Raw genomic sequence first — 15,173 nt, 5'->3', positions numbered from 1 at the left:
GGAAGAATTACTCTACAGCGATTTTAGGGCTAATCCAGTGGTTGCCTGTAATTGTGTCCAAAATGGTGGAGCCATCTACATCCAGCACAAAATTGATATTCATGATGTCTCCTTTTGCAGGATTGAGAGAAAACTCGGTATAGTCGTCATATTGGTAGGGTTGATCCAAAGCTATTGTATCTCCATCTTTCACCACCTTCACATCCGAAATTTGAAAACTGTAACCTTTTATTTCGCCCGGCTCGGCAGGGGAGGAACCCAGATAAATTTCTGATGGGCGATCTAAATCCAGAATTATGTTTTGAGGTAAAAGTTCCACAACACTTTCTCTGTCATTATGACTATAGATAACCCTCGTGTAGTCAAAGCGAAACATTACATGATCGTAGGTTCTGCTTTTATTGGACGTCATGTAGTAATTGATGGTAGCCTTTTCGTCTTCCTCCTTATTACAGGCAAAAAGCGAAACTATGATAGCGAAGAAAAGAAGATTTTTCACGTTCATATTTTAAGGCATTATTCAAGTGGTACAACAAATAATGTTGCGTAGCAGAAAACGAATATAAGGATATTGCAGCGTATTGTCAATAGTGCCTTTAGTTGGGCTACTTTCTATACCTTTTATTATATCGGTTTCGGGTAGGTTTTACCGTGTTCACTTGTGTGGTTTCGGGGTTATCACTTAGGTAAATATGCTCATCATCTGCTGCGGTAAGTACAAGTATGTTTCCATATTCTAAAGGCAGTTCAAGCTCTTCAGCGCTTTTCCATTGACCTTGGCCCAAAACCGAAACTCTTTCATTGGTTTCTAGAATGCCTTCTTTGTATCGCAGCTGTTTGTTAAAGCCAAAGAAATTTTCGCTCTCATGATTATGCTTTTTCAAATAGCTCTCTAGTTGCATTGTAGCATCATTAAGTAAGCCAGAAGAATACTCCTTATCGATTACAATATTGCTCATCACACGTGTGTCATTGATTAAGGCATAATGCTCACCTTCCTTTATCAAAAATTTATGCGAAACCTCATTCTCAATAATGGTACGCCAATATGAATTTTTGCCACTGGACTTCTTTTGCTCTATAAGCACATAATAGTAAGAACATTTTCTTTTGGATAAAGGAGCTAAAAGCAGTTCACCAATTGGAAATACCTCTCCAACAATTTTGGCAACTTCGCCATCCTTAAATTCAGATATTTTGCGTGATGGAGCCTTTTTCAACTTTCGGTTTATCCTGGCCTTTTTGCTGAAAAAGAAGTTATAGATCATGACACCGAGAATAAGGGCTATGACAAGAACGAAGAAAATGGAGTTGTTCAAATTGGAGGTTTTAAAGTAATTTTTTAATTAAACAAATCAAAACACATAAAAATATGTGAGAAGTGGAGTAAAGCTTGGGAAATTTATAAAAAAAGACAATTGGTCTATGTGGCTTTTAATGAAGGTATCCACACAAAACAGCCCCTTCAAATAAATGAAGAGGCTGCGATAAATGAAAACTTATTAAAACTACGCGGTGTAGTAGAAAGACTTCTGTATTTGATGGGTGCCAATACCACCATCACCTGTATGCAATCTTCGTTTTACATTAAAGGTGGCAATGTATGAGCAGGTTTTAAGTGCTATACTATTTGGTGCCTGAGTAATTGGCAGGCTGGCATCATTACGATGGTTTAGACCTGCATTGGTATTATTGTTTACCGGCAGTCCTGGCCCTACAAGGTTTGTGTTTATGGCGCTGTCATTACTTCTAATGTTTATGCGCACATCTTCCAACTCTGGGTGGTGGGCAGTGTAGGCCACATCTATATTTCCGCTAAGGGCATCACAAGCCGCTCCACCGCTGTTTTGTTTAATTTCAAATTCCACTGTAGGAGCGGTGTTGTTTACCACCATGGCATTTAAGGTTTGCCCACTGCCGGAGAGATAATTGAAATTGTTGGCAGCCTTATCAATCACTTCGCGAAGTTCAAAGCGTATGGCTATTTTCTCCACGCCTTTACGCTGCGCTGGGGGTACTGCATCGCCAGCTTGTCCCACACTGGGCATGTTATTATCCGTAAGCACGGAGGTATTTATTCCCATCATTCCGTCCAAGTCTACCCAGTGCCATTTGCTACTTTCTGTTGGGTCGGTAAGGTCAGCAGGGTTTAGGCCGGGGTCATCGGTAAAAGTGCGAAGCACACTTTGGTTTGCATCCAGCCAACCATCGCTGTCCAGGTCAGCAGTGGTGGCTTCAATATCAACAACTTTAAAAGGACTACCGTTGTACCACATCTGTCCTATTTTGATGGAAGAAAATAGTCCAGAATCCACACCTACTATTTTGGTGAAGTTGGCTGCATTTACCGGCACGCCTCCATTTACACCAGTTACGCTATCGCTCACCAAAAAGCGGTACTCATAAGGATTGCCCTGCATGGCTTTGTTGGTACTGCTAATGGCTACTTGTCCTGTGGCACGTATGGCACCGGTAAGCCCATATCGCAAAGAGCCGGCATAACCTTCAGTGTCAAAATCATTTAGATCTACACCCACAGGGATGGTAAATTGAGTGCCGATGCCTGTCCACGCACTCACAATTGTATCCGGACCAGGTATCTCAAAGTCAACACATAGGTTTATGCAAAAGCAGTTGGGGGCATCACGCCTATCGGGAGTTTGACCATCAGGTCGGGTTTCTTCATACAGCACCGTCCCTCCACTTGACTCTACCACAAAGTAAAGGTCAGGGCCAGAGGTAGAGGAGAAGGGCGTTTCTACATTAATAATGGGAGATAGAAATGTTTGCTTAAAATCCTTGCTGGTATAGTCAATCCTAAAGTGCCCACCTCCATCCGTGGTGGCTGTTCCAAGCAAATCATCACTTAGCCAGTCTGCATCAAAAGCTGAAACCTTTACGCCTACCAAAGGGGTTTTGTTGTCTACACAAGAACGAACAGTTCCACAGATTACCCATGCATCAAACAAAGCACGGATGGCACACCAGAACCTGTAAGAAAGACAGTAGCTCCAAGTGAAATAATGGTCGTTGTCGTTTCCTCGCCATGCAGGCTGCAAAGTAGTGATGCTAAACTGTACAGTTTTCTTTACATCACTGGTTTGCTCTGGTACTCTCGATAGGCTTACATCAATTACTACAGGGCCACCATTGTACCCTTTCGGTAAGGTAATTTCAAAGCTTCCCGACTCATCGGTTTTTCCTTCCGCAAGAAGTTGCTTTTTCTTGGCATTCACTTCTTTTTCGTCAAGTACCTGTAAGGTGTACTTTGGATCTGCAGCCACTATGTCGGGCTGATTTTGGCTATCGCCAGGTTCGTAAATGCGAACCACGACATTGCTGAGTGATTCACGGCAATCGCGGCAGATATAGCCACAAAGATTGCCTCTAATAATAAAACTCATAATTTTAAAAGTTTAGTTTGTTAGGAGAAAATTCTAAGCTTAAAATTAGAGAGACACTCTTATTAAACAGAGGCAAAATGAGTAGTTTACAAAAGCTGAAACGGTTTGACCTAGAAGCGATTGTCTTTAGTTATTGATTGACGGTTCGTTTGAATACATAGACCTCTCTGTATTGAACAGAGGATCACATGGTTGATTATGTATTTGACAAATAAGTTTTTAGATCGATTACTTCAACCGCTCCAAAGCACCTTTTCTTTTCACTAGATTCTTAATTTTATAAAATTGGCTTGATTCCTACTTCTGATAGGCGCCAGAAGAATACGTTAGCTCATAGCTGTGGGTGTATATTTCAAATACAATTCCGAAAGGATCTTCTACATACACCATTTTATAAGGCTTTTCGCCTGGGTAATACTCACGGATAGGCATGCGCTGCTTGCCACCGGCTTCTACTATTTTCTTGGTAAGATTTTCAATATCCGGATCCTGAACACAGAAATGGAAAAGGCCCGTGTTGAAAGGATTAAACTCCGGAGCTTCCTTTTTGCCATGAGGAAAAGAAAACAACTCAATACCAATACCATCAGAAGTGGACATGTGAGCAATTTCAAATTCTTCCCAATCGTCACCAAAGACATCAATGCACATTTGGCCAATAGCAGTGTCGCTTTCCTTCTTCACTTTAGAAGGTTCCATTATTATGTACCAACCCATTATTTCAGAGTAAAACTTAGTGGCCGCTTCAATATCCGGAACGGTGATTCCTATATGTGAAAATGATTTTGGGTAATGTGTATCACTCATAGTTAGTGTATTTATAAACTTCTTGTTTTTATTGAATACTGATTTTATTGACGCTGAATTCCATAGCAGCAATGTTGTCGCTTACTTCGTGGATCCTTGAATTGGTAAAGTACAATTCACCCTTGTAAATACTAAAGCTATCGGCCCACTTAATTTGGTCACTTTCAGCTATAGCTTCCAGTTTATTGCTAGCGGGGTTGTAGCGCATTATTTTGTGATGCTCAAGGTCTGCTAGGTATAAATTCCCAGACTCAAAAATCATCCCATCAGGAGCGGGGGTGGTGGCTACCAATTTTACATTATTTTCTATCTCAGCTGCATTGCCGCCAGAAAGTACGGCCGTGGGCACAGCATATAAACTATACCCTGTAAGGGAGTGATAATATAAAATACCATTTTCAACATCCAATGCAATTCCATCAGAGTTTACCGTGTTGCTCCACTTTTTACCATTTATAGTAAGATAATCCGTTTCTGCGCTGGTAGAGGCATGGCCATCCAAAACTCTAAACGATTGGCCCGAACTTAAATCTACCACTACTAAACCGCCTCGCTCAGAATCAGTAAGGTACATTTTGTTATGCTGAGTGTCTATCCTCAAATCATTGATATAGGAATTAGAGTGATAACTGCCGAGCGACAATACATAGGTTTTAATAAGCTGATCTGTGTTAAGATCAAACACAAAAATACGTGGCGCATCCAGTACTCCTTGAAACTTTGGATTGCGGGTATCTAATACGTAGAGATTGTTCTGGTGAGCAAATACAGATTGCACGCCTATAAAAACAGAATCGCTGGCGGCTTCTCCTATTTCCCAATTATTCCATTGTGCGTTGGGATAGGGGGTGAATTCTCCATCACCATTCAGCCGCGCTACAGATTGTTTTACGCCACTTCTCCAGCGTGGAAAGTTCACAAAAATACTTCCTGTATTACTTACAGCTATGCCGGTAAGTTGCTGGCCTTTTATAGCCGCTACTTGTGTGATTTCTGCTTTTGGTGAGCTACAAGCCACAGTAAAGGCTGCTGCTAATAGAATAATAATATGTTTCATAGTCTGTTGGCTTTGGGTAATAAGAGCTGCTGAAATCAGCTTTATATCACAGCACAAACTTAGCTACTTAAAAAAGGCCAATCGAAAGCCTTTGCCTATGGACTAATATGTTTTTAGAATAGTGGGGGAGAAAAGGAGAAAACCTGCCAACCTTGACAAAACAGATTAGCCTAAGTTTTTGCAACCTTATTCTTTTGATGTTTTAAAGTCAATCAAATAGGGTTTTAAAGGAATGTTTTCTTCAGTTCTAAAGTTGTTGGAGATTAGAATTTGGTACTGCTTGTTCGGTTCCAGTGCTACAGGAATTGTCCACGATAAATTGTCGTCAGACCATCGCCTGCCTTCCAAAGTTCCTTTTGGGAAAGCATCCTGACCTAAATCACCAAAATCTACACCGGTATGATGGCCCGTTAGCGCCCGAGAAAATTCTATCGTGATTTCCTTGGTGTCAGGGCTTACGCTTTTACTGTTGTTTTCAAACTGTTTTATAGCAATAACCGTAGGGCGTTTTTCCTCAAACTTTTGATAAAGAACATCAAGGGGTTTAGAAAAGTAGTTGGACTTGGCTACGAAATCTTCTACGGCAGCTTCATCGGTATAGTCCAGTTCAATCATGGTTTTTATGGCACTGCCTTTATCATCGGCTTGCTGGTAGTAGTTTTCGCAAATTTGATATCCCACGTAATAGCCCAAATCCCTCATGCCAAATTCGTTTGGTGCGTTTCCATCCAGCCACTTGTATAAATTATTGTTGTAGAACATTTCGGTTTCATACACTTCTCTTATTCTCTCAGCATGTTTTTTACCAAAAGCAATTTGAGGGTTAGGGGAGGATACGCCAAGCGCCTTACTGGCTACAAACTCCGCAACACCTTCATACAAAGTAAGAGACAGAATATTAAACACTCTCGGGTTTTGCTGCGTATGCACGTATTCATGTACGTTCAAAAATACAAGGTGCTTATTTGGGTTGGTAGCAAAATGTGATTGTAGATGCGATAAGTTTTCGGGAAACTCGCTCGTTATGGTGCTGCTATCCGTCATCGAAATTTCTGAACCAATAAGTACCAAGCTGTCTATCGTTGTGCCACCAGTTCGGAAGGCGCCAATGGTAAAATAGATTTTTGCCGGTTTTAAATCAGGGTATATCTGTTTAAACTTTTCTATACCACCTTGCAGTTCAGCGCTTATATCGCTAGCCTGCAAAGTATTTTCCCTGATTGACTCCCAAAACCTGGGGTAATTATTTATAGCATTTATATAATCCTGAGGAGTATAGTTTCGTGCCTGCCTTATTCCTTCTAAGCCTATTGTCCCTTTCTTAAAATACAGGCTGTCCAGATATTGGTATTGCAGGGCTGAATCCTGCGTAGAAGTAATTTTATCATAGGCCACCCAGAAGTTGGTGATGTCCGATGTAATTACATTTTTATTGGGTGGCATAGGGTTTTTACAGCTGGTGAAGGCTAGCACAAAAAGTAATGCAATCAGGCAGTTTTTCATCTTTTAATGGGGTTTGGTTGGTTGTAGCATTTTAATCAGCGGGAAGTTATCAAATCATTTTCTGCCTTGCGAGTTTAAATGCTGTATTACTGGAAGATCCTGATTGTAGAATAGCGGGGGAGAATAAGAAAAAGCCCGTGACGGGCTTTTATTAGTATGAACATCTTCGAAATACCTGAGGGCGGTGAAGGTTTTTGTCAACACTCTAAAAGTTAAAAAATGAAAACACAAAATGGAATAGAAAAAATTTAAATAGTATTCTTAAATATCTAACCTAAGGTTGGGAAGACTGCTTTACATGGGATACATTGTTGTATGCTGTTTTTATTTGTCATTATAATTCACTCTGGCTTAATGAATAAGTCATCAATAGCACTTTCTTCATTTCTACTTTCAAATGCAGCTTCCTTGTACTGTTCCTGATACATTTCAGCCTCATGTTCAGCCTTTAGGTCATTGTCAATATTTTCTTCTATTTGTCCCTTCCAATAAGATTCGTCTATCCCAATCTCAAAATCATGATCTTCGGTTAAGTTCGGAAGTAGTTCACTCATTAATTCATATTCAATAGAGTAGACATCATCATAAATAGATTCAACTTCAGTCATAGCTTTCACTTCATCCTTCTTATCATATTTCAGTTCCTCCTCTTTGCTTACCAATACGTTTGTCACTAGCGAAATAAGTCTGTCTAACCCTTTTTCTGTTTCTGAGTATTCTTCATAATTCTGTTCGTATTTTTCAAACAATTCAGGAACGACTTTGGCATTATCCAACTCTGTCATTGAAGTCATTAAAGCTTCAATAATACGGATGAAGTTGTCCTTAATAAAAGAATATGTTAGTGGCGAATCTCCAAGATTTAGTAATAAACCTTCTAATTTTTCACCAACCATTTCAACACCTTCTTCGAAATCTATTGATGAAAAGAAATCAGACAGCAGACTGTCGATATTGGTACCAGAGCAAAATCTATATAAAATGTCAATTTTGTTACCAAGTCTTACATTATTTGTGAAATAGCTTTTGTCGCTGTTAACAAATTCCAACTCATCTTTTGCTATTTTTTCTCGAATAATTAGCTGAAGTTCTTTTTCTAAAGGCAATAACCGCCATTGTGGAGAAAACTGATGCAGCTGTTCTGCATATTTTATACTGGATAAGATACTCTTTCTTTCTTGAAATGAATTCTGGCAGTATCCAATAAGAAAATCTCCTAAAGAGGGGTTAATGAAAGAGTATTCCCTGATTTTTTTAGGTCTCTTTATTATCGTTGAGGAAATGAAACCATTTAATAAAATCTTTACTGATGAATTAAACTGATCTGAGTTAATAATCTGATTATGGCTGTTTTTTTCAAATTCTAACCGACTTTCAAAAGCATTGATTAATGTTGGCTCATCTATTTCGCGGGGAAAAGTGAATAAGGTTAAAAGCAGACATTTATCTAGATACTCAATTTGATTATTGAACGAATACCTCCAAATTTCAGAAGGGTTGTTGAGATTATTTAAAATGAACTGGAGATATTGCTCTGGAGATAATGATTCTATTTTAGTTTTATCCGTAATGAATTCGATTATCCGTGGTGTGTAGTTTTTATGTCGAATAATCGTTCTATAAAATTGGTCAGTTAGTATGCTATTATATAATTCCTCACTGACATTAGTAAAATATAAATGATTGTACAGTATCAGAGCCTTTTCGAATCTGGTATAATCTGTTAGTTTAAGTTCAAATTGATTATTCGCCATTTTGGAATGGCTGATTTTCTCATATTTTTCAATCGCATGATTTAGAATAACCGTTCTGGTAGTTAGAATCAGATATTTATTTGGGCTATTTTTTACTCGTTCAACAAAAGATGTAAGCTGTGTTTCTGTCTTATTTGCATTTATTATTTCAAAATAATTTGCACCCAAGAAGTCATCAAAATAGAATAGTTGCTTCTCATCAGAGTCAACTGAAATAACATCTTCAGCTTCCCTAATGTTTTCGACCTTATAAATTTTGAATCCCTTCTTTGCTCTATCGAAAAGCAAGATGTCGGCTAATGTCGTTTTTCCAATACCGGGTTGACCAGTTATAAGTAATAACTTCTTTTCATTAAGGATTTTATTAGCATCATCTAATTTCTTGGTGATAACGTAAAAACGAATTTTATTTTTTACACTTTGAAGATGATGCTTTGTTCTTCCCTCAATAGCATTATTAAAGATAGTTTTCAAAATCTTGATACTGGAAAACCATAATTTGAAATGAGTTTTTTCAATTTCCTCATTTGACCTCAGAAAGGCATTCAAATCATCTTTGCCAATAATATCATTTGAGGTAAGGACAAAAGGGCTAAGTATCTCCTTTAATTCATCTTTTTCCTGTGCTGACAGAGGTAGGGAGGTTACAACAATATATCTTTCAGGCTTGAGGTTACGGACTTTTTTAAGTTCTTTCTCTTTAAGGGTGTGTTTTAATTGAGCATAGGCGGAACCGACATAATGTTTAGCTTGTACTACAATAGCATTATTGTTAGCAGGTGTTGAGTACCGAAGATCAATACCCTTGTCTCTTCCAATCTTAAACCCTTGCAGCCTGAGACTAAATTCTGCATTGAGGAGGTCAAGAGATAGTCTCTCAAATTCCTTATCATTTAATGTAGAAAAGTCATAATCGTTCATAAAAGATCGAAAATCATGATGTTAATTTTAATAGCATACAATTAGCGGCTAACAGGAATTCACATTATATCCCATATATATTATTTCTCTTAAAGCCTTGAAAAAAACTGGGGTTTTAAAGTGGTAAGCGTGGTTCTTTCAAAGAATGGGGGTGAAGAAAGTTTACCAAGATTTAGCCGTTAGTTTCAGGTAGTACAATACTACTAAAAGTCCTGTAAAAGCTAGGCAAGTTTTTAGTGGGTGCCGTGGTTTGTAGAGTAAAACTAAAAAGCCCCGAGAATTTCGAGGCTTTCTATTTTCTATAAAAAGAGGGTGGAGGCTTAGTTTACTTTCTCCACATCTTTTATTCCATCAAATTTGGGTTGTACCACCCAAACTCCTGTTTTGTCAATTACTCCCCAGGCACCGTTTTGCTTTGCCGCAGCATAGCCATTTTTAAAATCGCGCACGGCTTCAAATTGTGGTTTAATAATCCACTCACCGGCTTCATTGTAAAAACCAACTTTCTCGCCCGTTTTGCCATAGGCCAGGCCTTCAGAAAAATCTTGAACATCTGCTACTCCAAGGTCTTTTATTTCTCCGGTACGGTTCACAAAAGTCCACTTGTCATTTAGCTTTACTCGGGCAAGGTTTCCTTCTTTCGGGAAATCCTTTACAGCATCAAACTGCGGCTGAATCACCCATTCGCCAGCTACATTGATAAATCCTATTTTGCCTTCAGCGTTTCTGGCCCAAGCCAGGCCACCATTAAAATATCCTACTCGGCTAAACTTAGGCTCAATAAGTATTTCCCCGGAAGGGCTTATAAATCCTTCCTTTTTTTCTTCGGTAGCAAAAGGGGCAAGGCCTTCTTTCATGTCTTTTACCACTTTGGCTTTTGCATTTATAGGTGTTTCATTTCCCTTGGTATCTATCACCATGTACTTATCATTGAGCTCTACTATAGCGTGGCCATTATCAAATGGGCTGATATTGTCATACTTAAGCGGAATGGCAATTTTTCCATCAGTACCTATGTATCCCCATTTTTTATCTTTTCCAATGCCGGCCAATCCATCACTGAATCCTTTTAGGCCAAAGCCAAAAGACGATTGTAAGGCAAAATCAGTTACCTCGGTGGCCAAAGGTTCTCCGCTAAGGTTTACAAATTGATACTCTTTGTTTTTAGGATTTTGGGCAATGGCCAGACTTTCTTCGCTAAAGGGTGCGCATTTTCTGTACTTAGGCTCAATGGCATACGAACCGTCAGTTTTCATATATCCCCATTCTTTGGAGCCCTGCGGCTTTACCATTACTACATACGTTTGGGCCAGCATAGATGCTGTGGTAAAAAGGCTTAGGCTAAGGGTGGCCAATAATTTTGGTTTCATACTAAAGTGTAATTTAAGATTGTGACATCAAATTTTGTGAAAAAAACTGAAGTATCCATAACTAAAAAAAGCCCGGAGTGATCCGAGCTTTTCAATTGGTCAGTATGCTTTATTATTTAGCTTCTGCTTCTTTCATACCTTCTTCAATCATTCCATAAAATTGATCCAATTTTGGAAGAATGATGATGCGGGTCCTTCTGTTTAGTGATCGTCCCTCAGCCGAATCGTTTGAAGAAACAGGAACATAATAACTACGTCCGGCAGCAGTCATACGGGCAGGGTCTACACCAAAGTCGTCTTGTAAAATGCGCACTATGCTTGTGGCGCGCTTCACACTAAGGTCCCAGTTGTCTTCAAGCACAGTATTTTTTATAGAAACGTTATCGGTGTGTCCTTCCACCATAAGATCCATGTCCGGCTTGTTTTTCACCACTTTGGCTACTTTTCCAAGCACTTCTTTTGCACGACTGCTTACATAGTAGCTTCCGCTCTTAAATAAAAGTTTATCAGACAGTGAAACGTACACTACGCCTTTCTCTACACTTATTTCGATATCCTCGTCATTGATATTACCCAACACACCTTTTAGGCTGGTTACCAATGCCAGGGTTACAGAGTCCTTCTTGCTGATAGCTTCGTTCAAAGAGTTGATACGCATATCTTTCTCTTTAATACTTTCTAGCGAGCGCTCAAGGTTTTCAGCACCTTTTTGCGAAAGCGTAGCCAGGCTGCTTACATTATTTAATAATTGGTAGTTGGTAGATTTTAAGTGTTCAATCTCCTTTTTAGCAGATTCGCGATCGGAAAGGCAGGAGGCCAATTCCAACTTGGCAGCACTTAGTTTATCAGCAGTTTCCTTCTGTTCATCCTGAAGGGTGGTATATTTCTTTTTAGAAACGCATGAACTCATCAATAGAATTGCCACGAATGACAATGGGATGATTTTCCTCATAATGGTGATTTGTTTTTTTAAGTGTTAAAAAACGGTTTGTTAATAGAGTGGCGCAATCAAATCTTCTGCCAACTTTGTGTGATTTAGGCTGATTTAACAAAAATCTTTGCAAAAAGATTAAAATAATTTAATGCTAAGTTAAAAAGCTTTATAAAACGAGCCATAGCCGAGGTCAATTTCTCTAAAATCCTACTTTTGCTTTATGGCAACAAACAAAGACAAGTTGATGGAAGGGGTTCGTTTTTTGGCCCTCGGATTTCCATTTATATTCATGGGCCCCGCACTAATGACGTGGCTAGGTATTCCGGCTTACCGCCAGGGAAACTACATTTGGATAGGGGTGAGCATACTACTGATGCTTACTGCGGCATACCTTTGTATTCGAGGCTTGCGCACGGTTCTTTCTGCATTTTTTGATGGTGAAGATGAGCCGGCTACAAAAGAAAAAGAGAGTAACCCAAAAGTTTAGGCACTCTCTTTCATTTTATTTCTTGTACAGTTTTTACTAAACTTTATTCGCTTCCAGCTTCTCCAAAATGTAAGGAGCAGTGTACGAATTTTTAGCCTCGGTCATTCCTTCTGGAGTTCCTTCATACACCAGGTTTCCACCATTTTCTCCACCTTCCGGGCCAAGGTCAATCACCCAGTCAGCACATTTTATCACATCAGGATGATGTTCAATCACCACTATGCTGTGTCCGTTTTGAATCAATGCATAAAATGAATTCAGCAACTTTTTGATATCATGGAAATGCAGTCCCGTGGTGGGCTCATCAAATATAAATAGGTGCGGATTTGACTTAGCGCCTTTACCAAGAAAGGTAGCCAGCTTAATACGCTGTGCTTCACCACCAGACAGTGTGGAGCTGCTTTGGCCAAGGGTTACGTAGCTCAATCCCACATCCAAAAGAGGCTGTAGTTTTTGAGAAATTTTATCCTGCTCATGCTCGGTAAAAAATTCAATCGCTTCCTCTACCGTAAGTTCCAGAATATCAAAAATCGTTTTCTCCTGAAACTTTACATCGAGTATTTCTTGCTTAAAGCGCTGGCCATGGCATTCATCACACTTCAGGTGAACGTCAGCCATAAACTGCATTTCGATGGTGATTTCCCCTTCGCCCTGGCACTTATCACATCGGCCGCCATCTATGTTAAAGGAAAAGTGGCCTGACTTATAATTTCTGGCTTTTGCCAAAGGCTGACTTGCGTATAGAGCACGAATATCATCGTAAGCTTTGATGTAGGTCACTGGGTTGCTTCGGCTGGATTTTCCAATTGGGTTTTGATCTACAAATTCCACTTCGGTAATCTTATCCCAATCGCCACCTATGGAGGTATGTTTACCCGTTTTGTCGCCATATCCACCCAAACGCTTTTTAAGGGCAGGGTAAAGGATTTTGCTAATAAGCGTACTCTTGCCCGAGCCACTCACGCCTGTGACTACCGTAAGGCAATGCAGGGGCACGTTTACGTCAATGTTTTTAAGGTTGTTTTCACGAGCGCCTTTTATCTCCACAAACTTGCGCGGGCTTTTTCGCTCCAGCGGAATATCAATCTGATCCTGACCACTGAGGTACTGAGCCGTAAAACTTTCGCTTACTTCAGAAATTCCGGAAGTAGGGCCGGAATACATTACGTTTCCTCCATGGCTACCGGCAGCTGGACCAATGTCAATGAGGTGATCTGCAGCAAGCATCATTTCTTCATCATGCTCCACCACCACTACAGTGTTTCCAAGGTCTCTCAATCTTTGTACAACGCCAATTAGTCGTTCCGTATCTCTTGGGTGCAGCCCAATGCTTGGCTCATCCAAAATATAAGTGGAGCCAACCAAGGCGCTACCCAGGCTTGTAGCAAGGTTTATCCTTTGCGACTCTCCACCAGAAAGGGAGTTTGAAACTCTATTTAGGGTGAGGTATCCAAGCCCAACCTCTTGTAAATAATTTATACGGCTGGTAATTTCGGTGATTAGCCTTTCAGCAATTTTGGCCTCGTATTCATTAAAAGTAGCTTGCGCAAAATGCTCGGCCAACCTGTCGATTGGTAGTGTTACCAATTCTGTAATAGCCTTGTCATTTACTTTTACATAATTGGTTTCCTTTCGCAAACGAGTGCCTTTACATGCGTCACATTTGGTTTTTCCGCGATAGCGAGAAAGCATAACGCGGTATTGTATTTTGTAGCTCTTAGATTCTAAATATTTGAAGAACTCATTCAGTCCTTTAAAGTGTGGAGTTCCTTCCCAAAGCTGTTCTTTTTGTTTTTCGCTAAGCTCAAAGTAGGGTTTGTGAATGGGGAAGTCAATTTTTGAAGCTCCATTTATAACGTCATTTCTCCACTCACTCATCTTTTCGCCTTTCCACGCTACCACCGCATCTTGATACAATGAAAGGCTTGAATCAGGAATTACCAAATCTTCATCAATGCCAATGATGCTGCCAAACCCTTCACACTTAGGGCAGGCTCCAAAAGGATTGTTGAAACTAAATAGGTGAGTAGAAGGTTCTTCAAACTCGATCCCATCTTCTTCAAATTTATTAGAGAATGGCGTGTTTGTATTATCACTTACATTTTCAATTACGCAAGTTCCGTGACCTTCAAAGAATGCCGTTTGAACAGAATCAGCTAATCGATTTTGATTTTCCTGATCCTCAATATTTGCGGTAAGCCTATCAATTACAATCTCTATGGTATCCTTTTTAAGGTTCACCTTAGCGGCTTCCATTTCGTCTATTCGCATTACCTCGCCATTGAGCGCTACACGCGAATATCCTTGTTGCTCCAGTATTCCTAGCTGATCTTCAAGCTTTCTGTCCAAAAGTAGGAGTGGACACTTCACCATTATTTTGTCATCATTGGGTAATGACGAAACAAAGTCGATAACATCACGCACTTCATGGCGCTTTACTTCCTTGCCGGAAATTGGAGAGAAAGTTTTCCCAATTCGTGCATACAGCACTTTCAGATAATCATAAATCTCGGTAGTGGTACCCACGGTAGACCTCGGATTTCTGGAAATCACCTTTTGCTCAATGGCAACGGCCGGAGAAATTCCTTTTATATATTCTACCTCAGGCTTATCCAACCTTCCAAGAAACTGTCTAGCGTAAGAAGAAAGGCTTTCCACATACCTTCTTTGGCCTTCAGCATATAGGGTGTCAAAGGCCAATGAGGATTTGCCCGAACCACTCAAACCGGTAATGACAGTAAGCTTTTTGTGAGGGATGGCCACATCCACACCTTTAAGGTTGTGCACCTTGGCACCCTTTATAATTATGAATTTTCGTGGATCTAATTGATCTAAAGATTCTTTGGACATGGAGCGTTTTAAAAATAGTTTGCAAAGTTACCAAACTCATCTGCGTTTGGATATTTGAATAAAAAAATTTTATATTTGAAAAGTAC

Annotated in this window: 11 protein-coding genes; 1 reads left to right on the top strand and 10 read right to left on the bottom strand. The window is 39.7% G+C overall.

The genetic code is table 11. The features are described from left to right. Nucleotides 1-7: 7 nt before the first annotated feature. The 9 genes from OWEHO_RS03830 to OWEHO_RS03790 all read right to left on the bottom strand — a co-directional run bounded on the left by OWEHO_RS03830 (nucleotide 8) and on the right by OWEHO_RS03790 (nucleotide 11,768). On the bottom strand, nucleotides 8-499 hold the full coding sequence (locus OWEHO_RS03830; RefSeq protein ID WP_143764502.1) for a hypothetical protein: 492 nt from the start codon (nucleotides 497-499) through the stop codon (nucleotides 8-10). A 106-nt stretch (nucleotides 500-605) separates the two neighbouring features. Further along, nucleotides 606-1,268, bottom strand: a complete 663-nt coding sequence (locus OWEHO_RS03825) for a hypothetical protein (RefSeq protein ID WP_143764499.1) — start codon at nucleotides 1,266-1,268, stop codon at nucleotides 606-608. 240 nt (nucleotides 1,269-1,508) lie between these two features. After that, nucleotides 1,509-3,404 carry a transthyretin-like family gene (locus tag OWEHO_RS03820; RefSeq protein WP_014201149.1) on the bottom strand — a complete coding sequence of 632 codons (1,896 nt, stop codon included), beginning with the start codon at nucleotides 3,402-3,404 and terminating at the stop codon, nucleotides 1,509-1,511. A 297-nt stretch (nucleotides 3,405-3,701) separates the two neighbouring features. Beyond that, on the bottom strand, nucleotides 3,702-4,211 hold the full coding sequence (locus OWEHO_RS03815) for a lactoylglutathione lyase family protein (protein ID WP_014201148.1): 510 nt from the start codon (nucleotides 4,209-4,211) through the stop codon (nucleotides 3,702-3,704). A 28-nt stretch (nucleotides 4,212-4,239) separates the two neighbouring features. After that, nucleotides 4,240-5,268, bottom strand: coding sequence for an L-dopachrome tautomerase-related protein (locus OWEHO_RS03810; protein WP_014201147.1), 1,029 nt, complete (start codon nucleotides 5,266-5,268; stop codon nucleotides 4,240-4,242). A 186-nt stretch (nucleotides 5,269-5,454) separates the two neighbouring features. Next, nucleotides 5,455-6,771, bottom strand: a complete 1,317-nt coding sequence (locus OWEHO_RS03805; RefSeq protein WP_014201146.1) for a gliding motility protein GldB-related protein — start codon at nucleotides 6,769-6,771, stop codon at nucleotides 5,455-5,457. Between the two features lie 341 nt (nucleotides 6,772-7,112). Then, a complete protein-coding gene (locus OWEHO_RS03800) occupies nucleotides 7,113-9,446 on the bottom strand; it encodes an nSTAND3 domain-containing NTPase (RefSeq protein WP_014201145.1) in 2,334 nt (777 codons plus the stop codon). 320 nt (nucleotides 9,447-9,766) lie between these two features. Continuing rightward, nucleotides 9,767-10,816 (bottom strand): WG repeat-containing protein, encoded by a 1,050-nt coding sequence (locus tag OWEHO_RS03795; RefSeq protein WP_014201144.1) that lies wholly within the window; start codon nucleotides 10,814-10,816, stop codon nucleotides 9,767-9,769. Nucleotides 10,817-10,928: 112 nt separating this feature from the next. After that, nucleotides 10,929-11,768, bottom strand: coding sequence for an OmpA/MotB family protein (locus OWEHO_RS03790; RefSeq protein WP_014201143.1), 840 nt, complete (start codon nucleotides 11,766-11,768; stop codon nucleotides 10,929-10,931). A 202-nt stretch (nucleotides 11,769-11,970) separates the two neighbouring features. Here OWEHO_RS03790 and OWEHO_RS03785 point away from each other — a divergent pair, with 202 nt between their 5' ends. Further along, complete coding sequence (locus OWEHO_RS03785; protein ID WP_014201142.1) at nucleotides 11,971-12,237, top strand: DUF6095 family protein; 267 nt, start codon at nucleotides 11,971-11,973, stop codon at nucleotides 12,235-12,237. Nucleotides 12,238-12,273: 36 nt separating this feature from the next. Here the strand turns inward: OWEHO_RS03785 and uvrA are convergent, their stop codons facing one another. Continuing rightward, on the bottom strand, nucleotides 12,274-15,087 hold the full coding sequence (uvrA, locus tag OWEHO_RS03780; RefSeq protein WP_014201141.1) for an excinuclease ABC subunit UvrA: 2,814 nt from the start codon (nucleotides 15,085-15,087) through the stop codon (nucleotides 12,274-12,276). Nucleotides 15,088-15,173: the final 86 nt, after the last annotated feature.

The organism is Owenweeksia hongkongensis DSM 17368, assembly GCF_000236705.1.
In the GTDB taxonomy this organism is placed as follows: Bacteria; Bacteroidota; Bacteroidia; order Flavobacteriales; family Schleiferiaceae; genus Owenweeksia; species Owenweeksia hongkongensis.
Note: the sequence above shows the minus strand (reverse complement) of the source record. Positions and strands in the feature narration are given on the sequence as shown.

What these genes read in the sequence shown, in the direction of transcription:
- OWEHO_RS03825 (WP_143764499.1), bottom strand. Translation starts at nt 1,268, where the DNA reads ATGATCTATAACTTCTTTTTCAGCAAAAAGGCCAGGATAAACCGAAAG.
- OWEHO_RS03820 (WP_014201149.1), bottom strand. Translation starts at nt 3,404, where the DNA reads ATGAGTTTTATTATTAGAGGCAATCTTTGTGGCTATATCTGCCGCGAT.
- OWEHO_RS03815 (WP_014201148.1), bottom strand. Translation starts at nt 4,211, where the DNA reads ATGAGTGATACACATTACCCAAAATCATTTTCACATATAGGAATCACC.
- OWEHO_RS03810 (WP_014201147.1), bottom strand. Translation starts at nt 5,268, where the DNA reads ATGAAACATATTATTATTCTATTAGCAGCAGCCTTTACTGTGGCTTGT.
- OWEHO_RS03805 (WP_014201146.1), bottom strand. Translation starts at nt 6,771, where the DNA reads ATGAAAAACTGCCTGATTGCATTACTTTTTGTGCTAGCCTTCACCAGC.
- OWEHO_RS03800 (WP_014201145.1), bottom strand. Translation starts at nt 9,446, where the DNA reads ATGAACGATTATGACTTTTCTACATTAAATGATAAGGAATTTGAGAGA.
- OWEHO_RS03795 (WP_014201144.1), bottom strand. Translation starts at nt 10,816, where the DNA reads ATGAAACCAAAATTATTGGCCACCCTTAGCCTAAGCCTTTTTACCACA.
- OWEHO_RS03790 (WP_014201143.1), bottom strand. Translation starts at nt 11,768, where the DNA reads ATGAGGAAAATCATCCCATTGTCATTCGTGGCAATTCTATTGATGAGT.
- OWEHO_RS03785 (WP_014201142.1), top strand. Translation starts at nt 11,971, where the DNA reads ATGGCAACAAACAAAGACAAGTTGATGGAAGGGGTTCGTTTTTTGGCC.
- uvrA (WP_014201141.1), bottom strand. Translation starts at nt 15,087, where the DNA reads ATGTCCAAAGAATCTTTAGATCAATTAGATCCACGAAAATTCATAATT.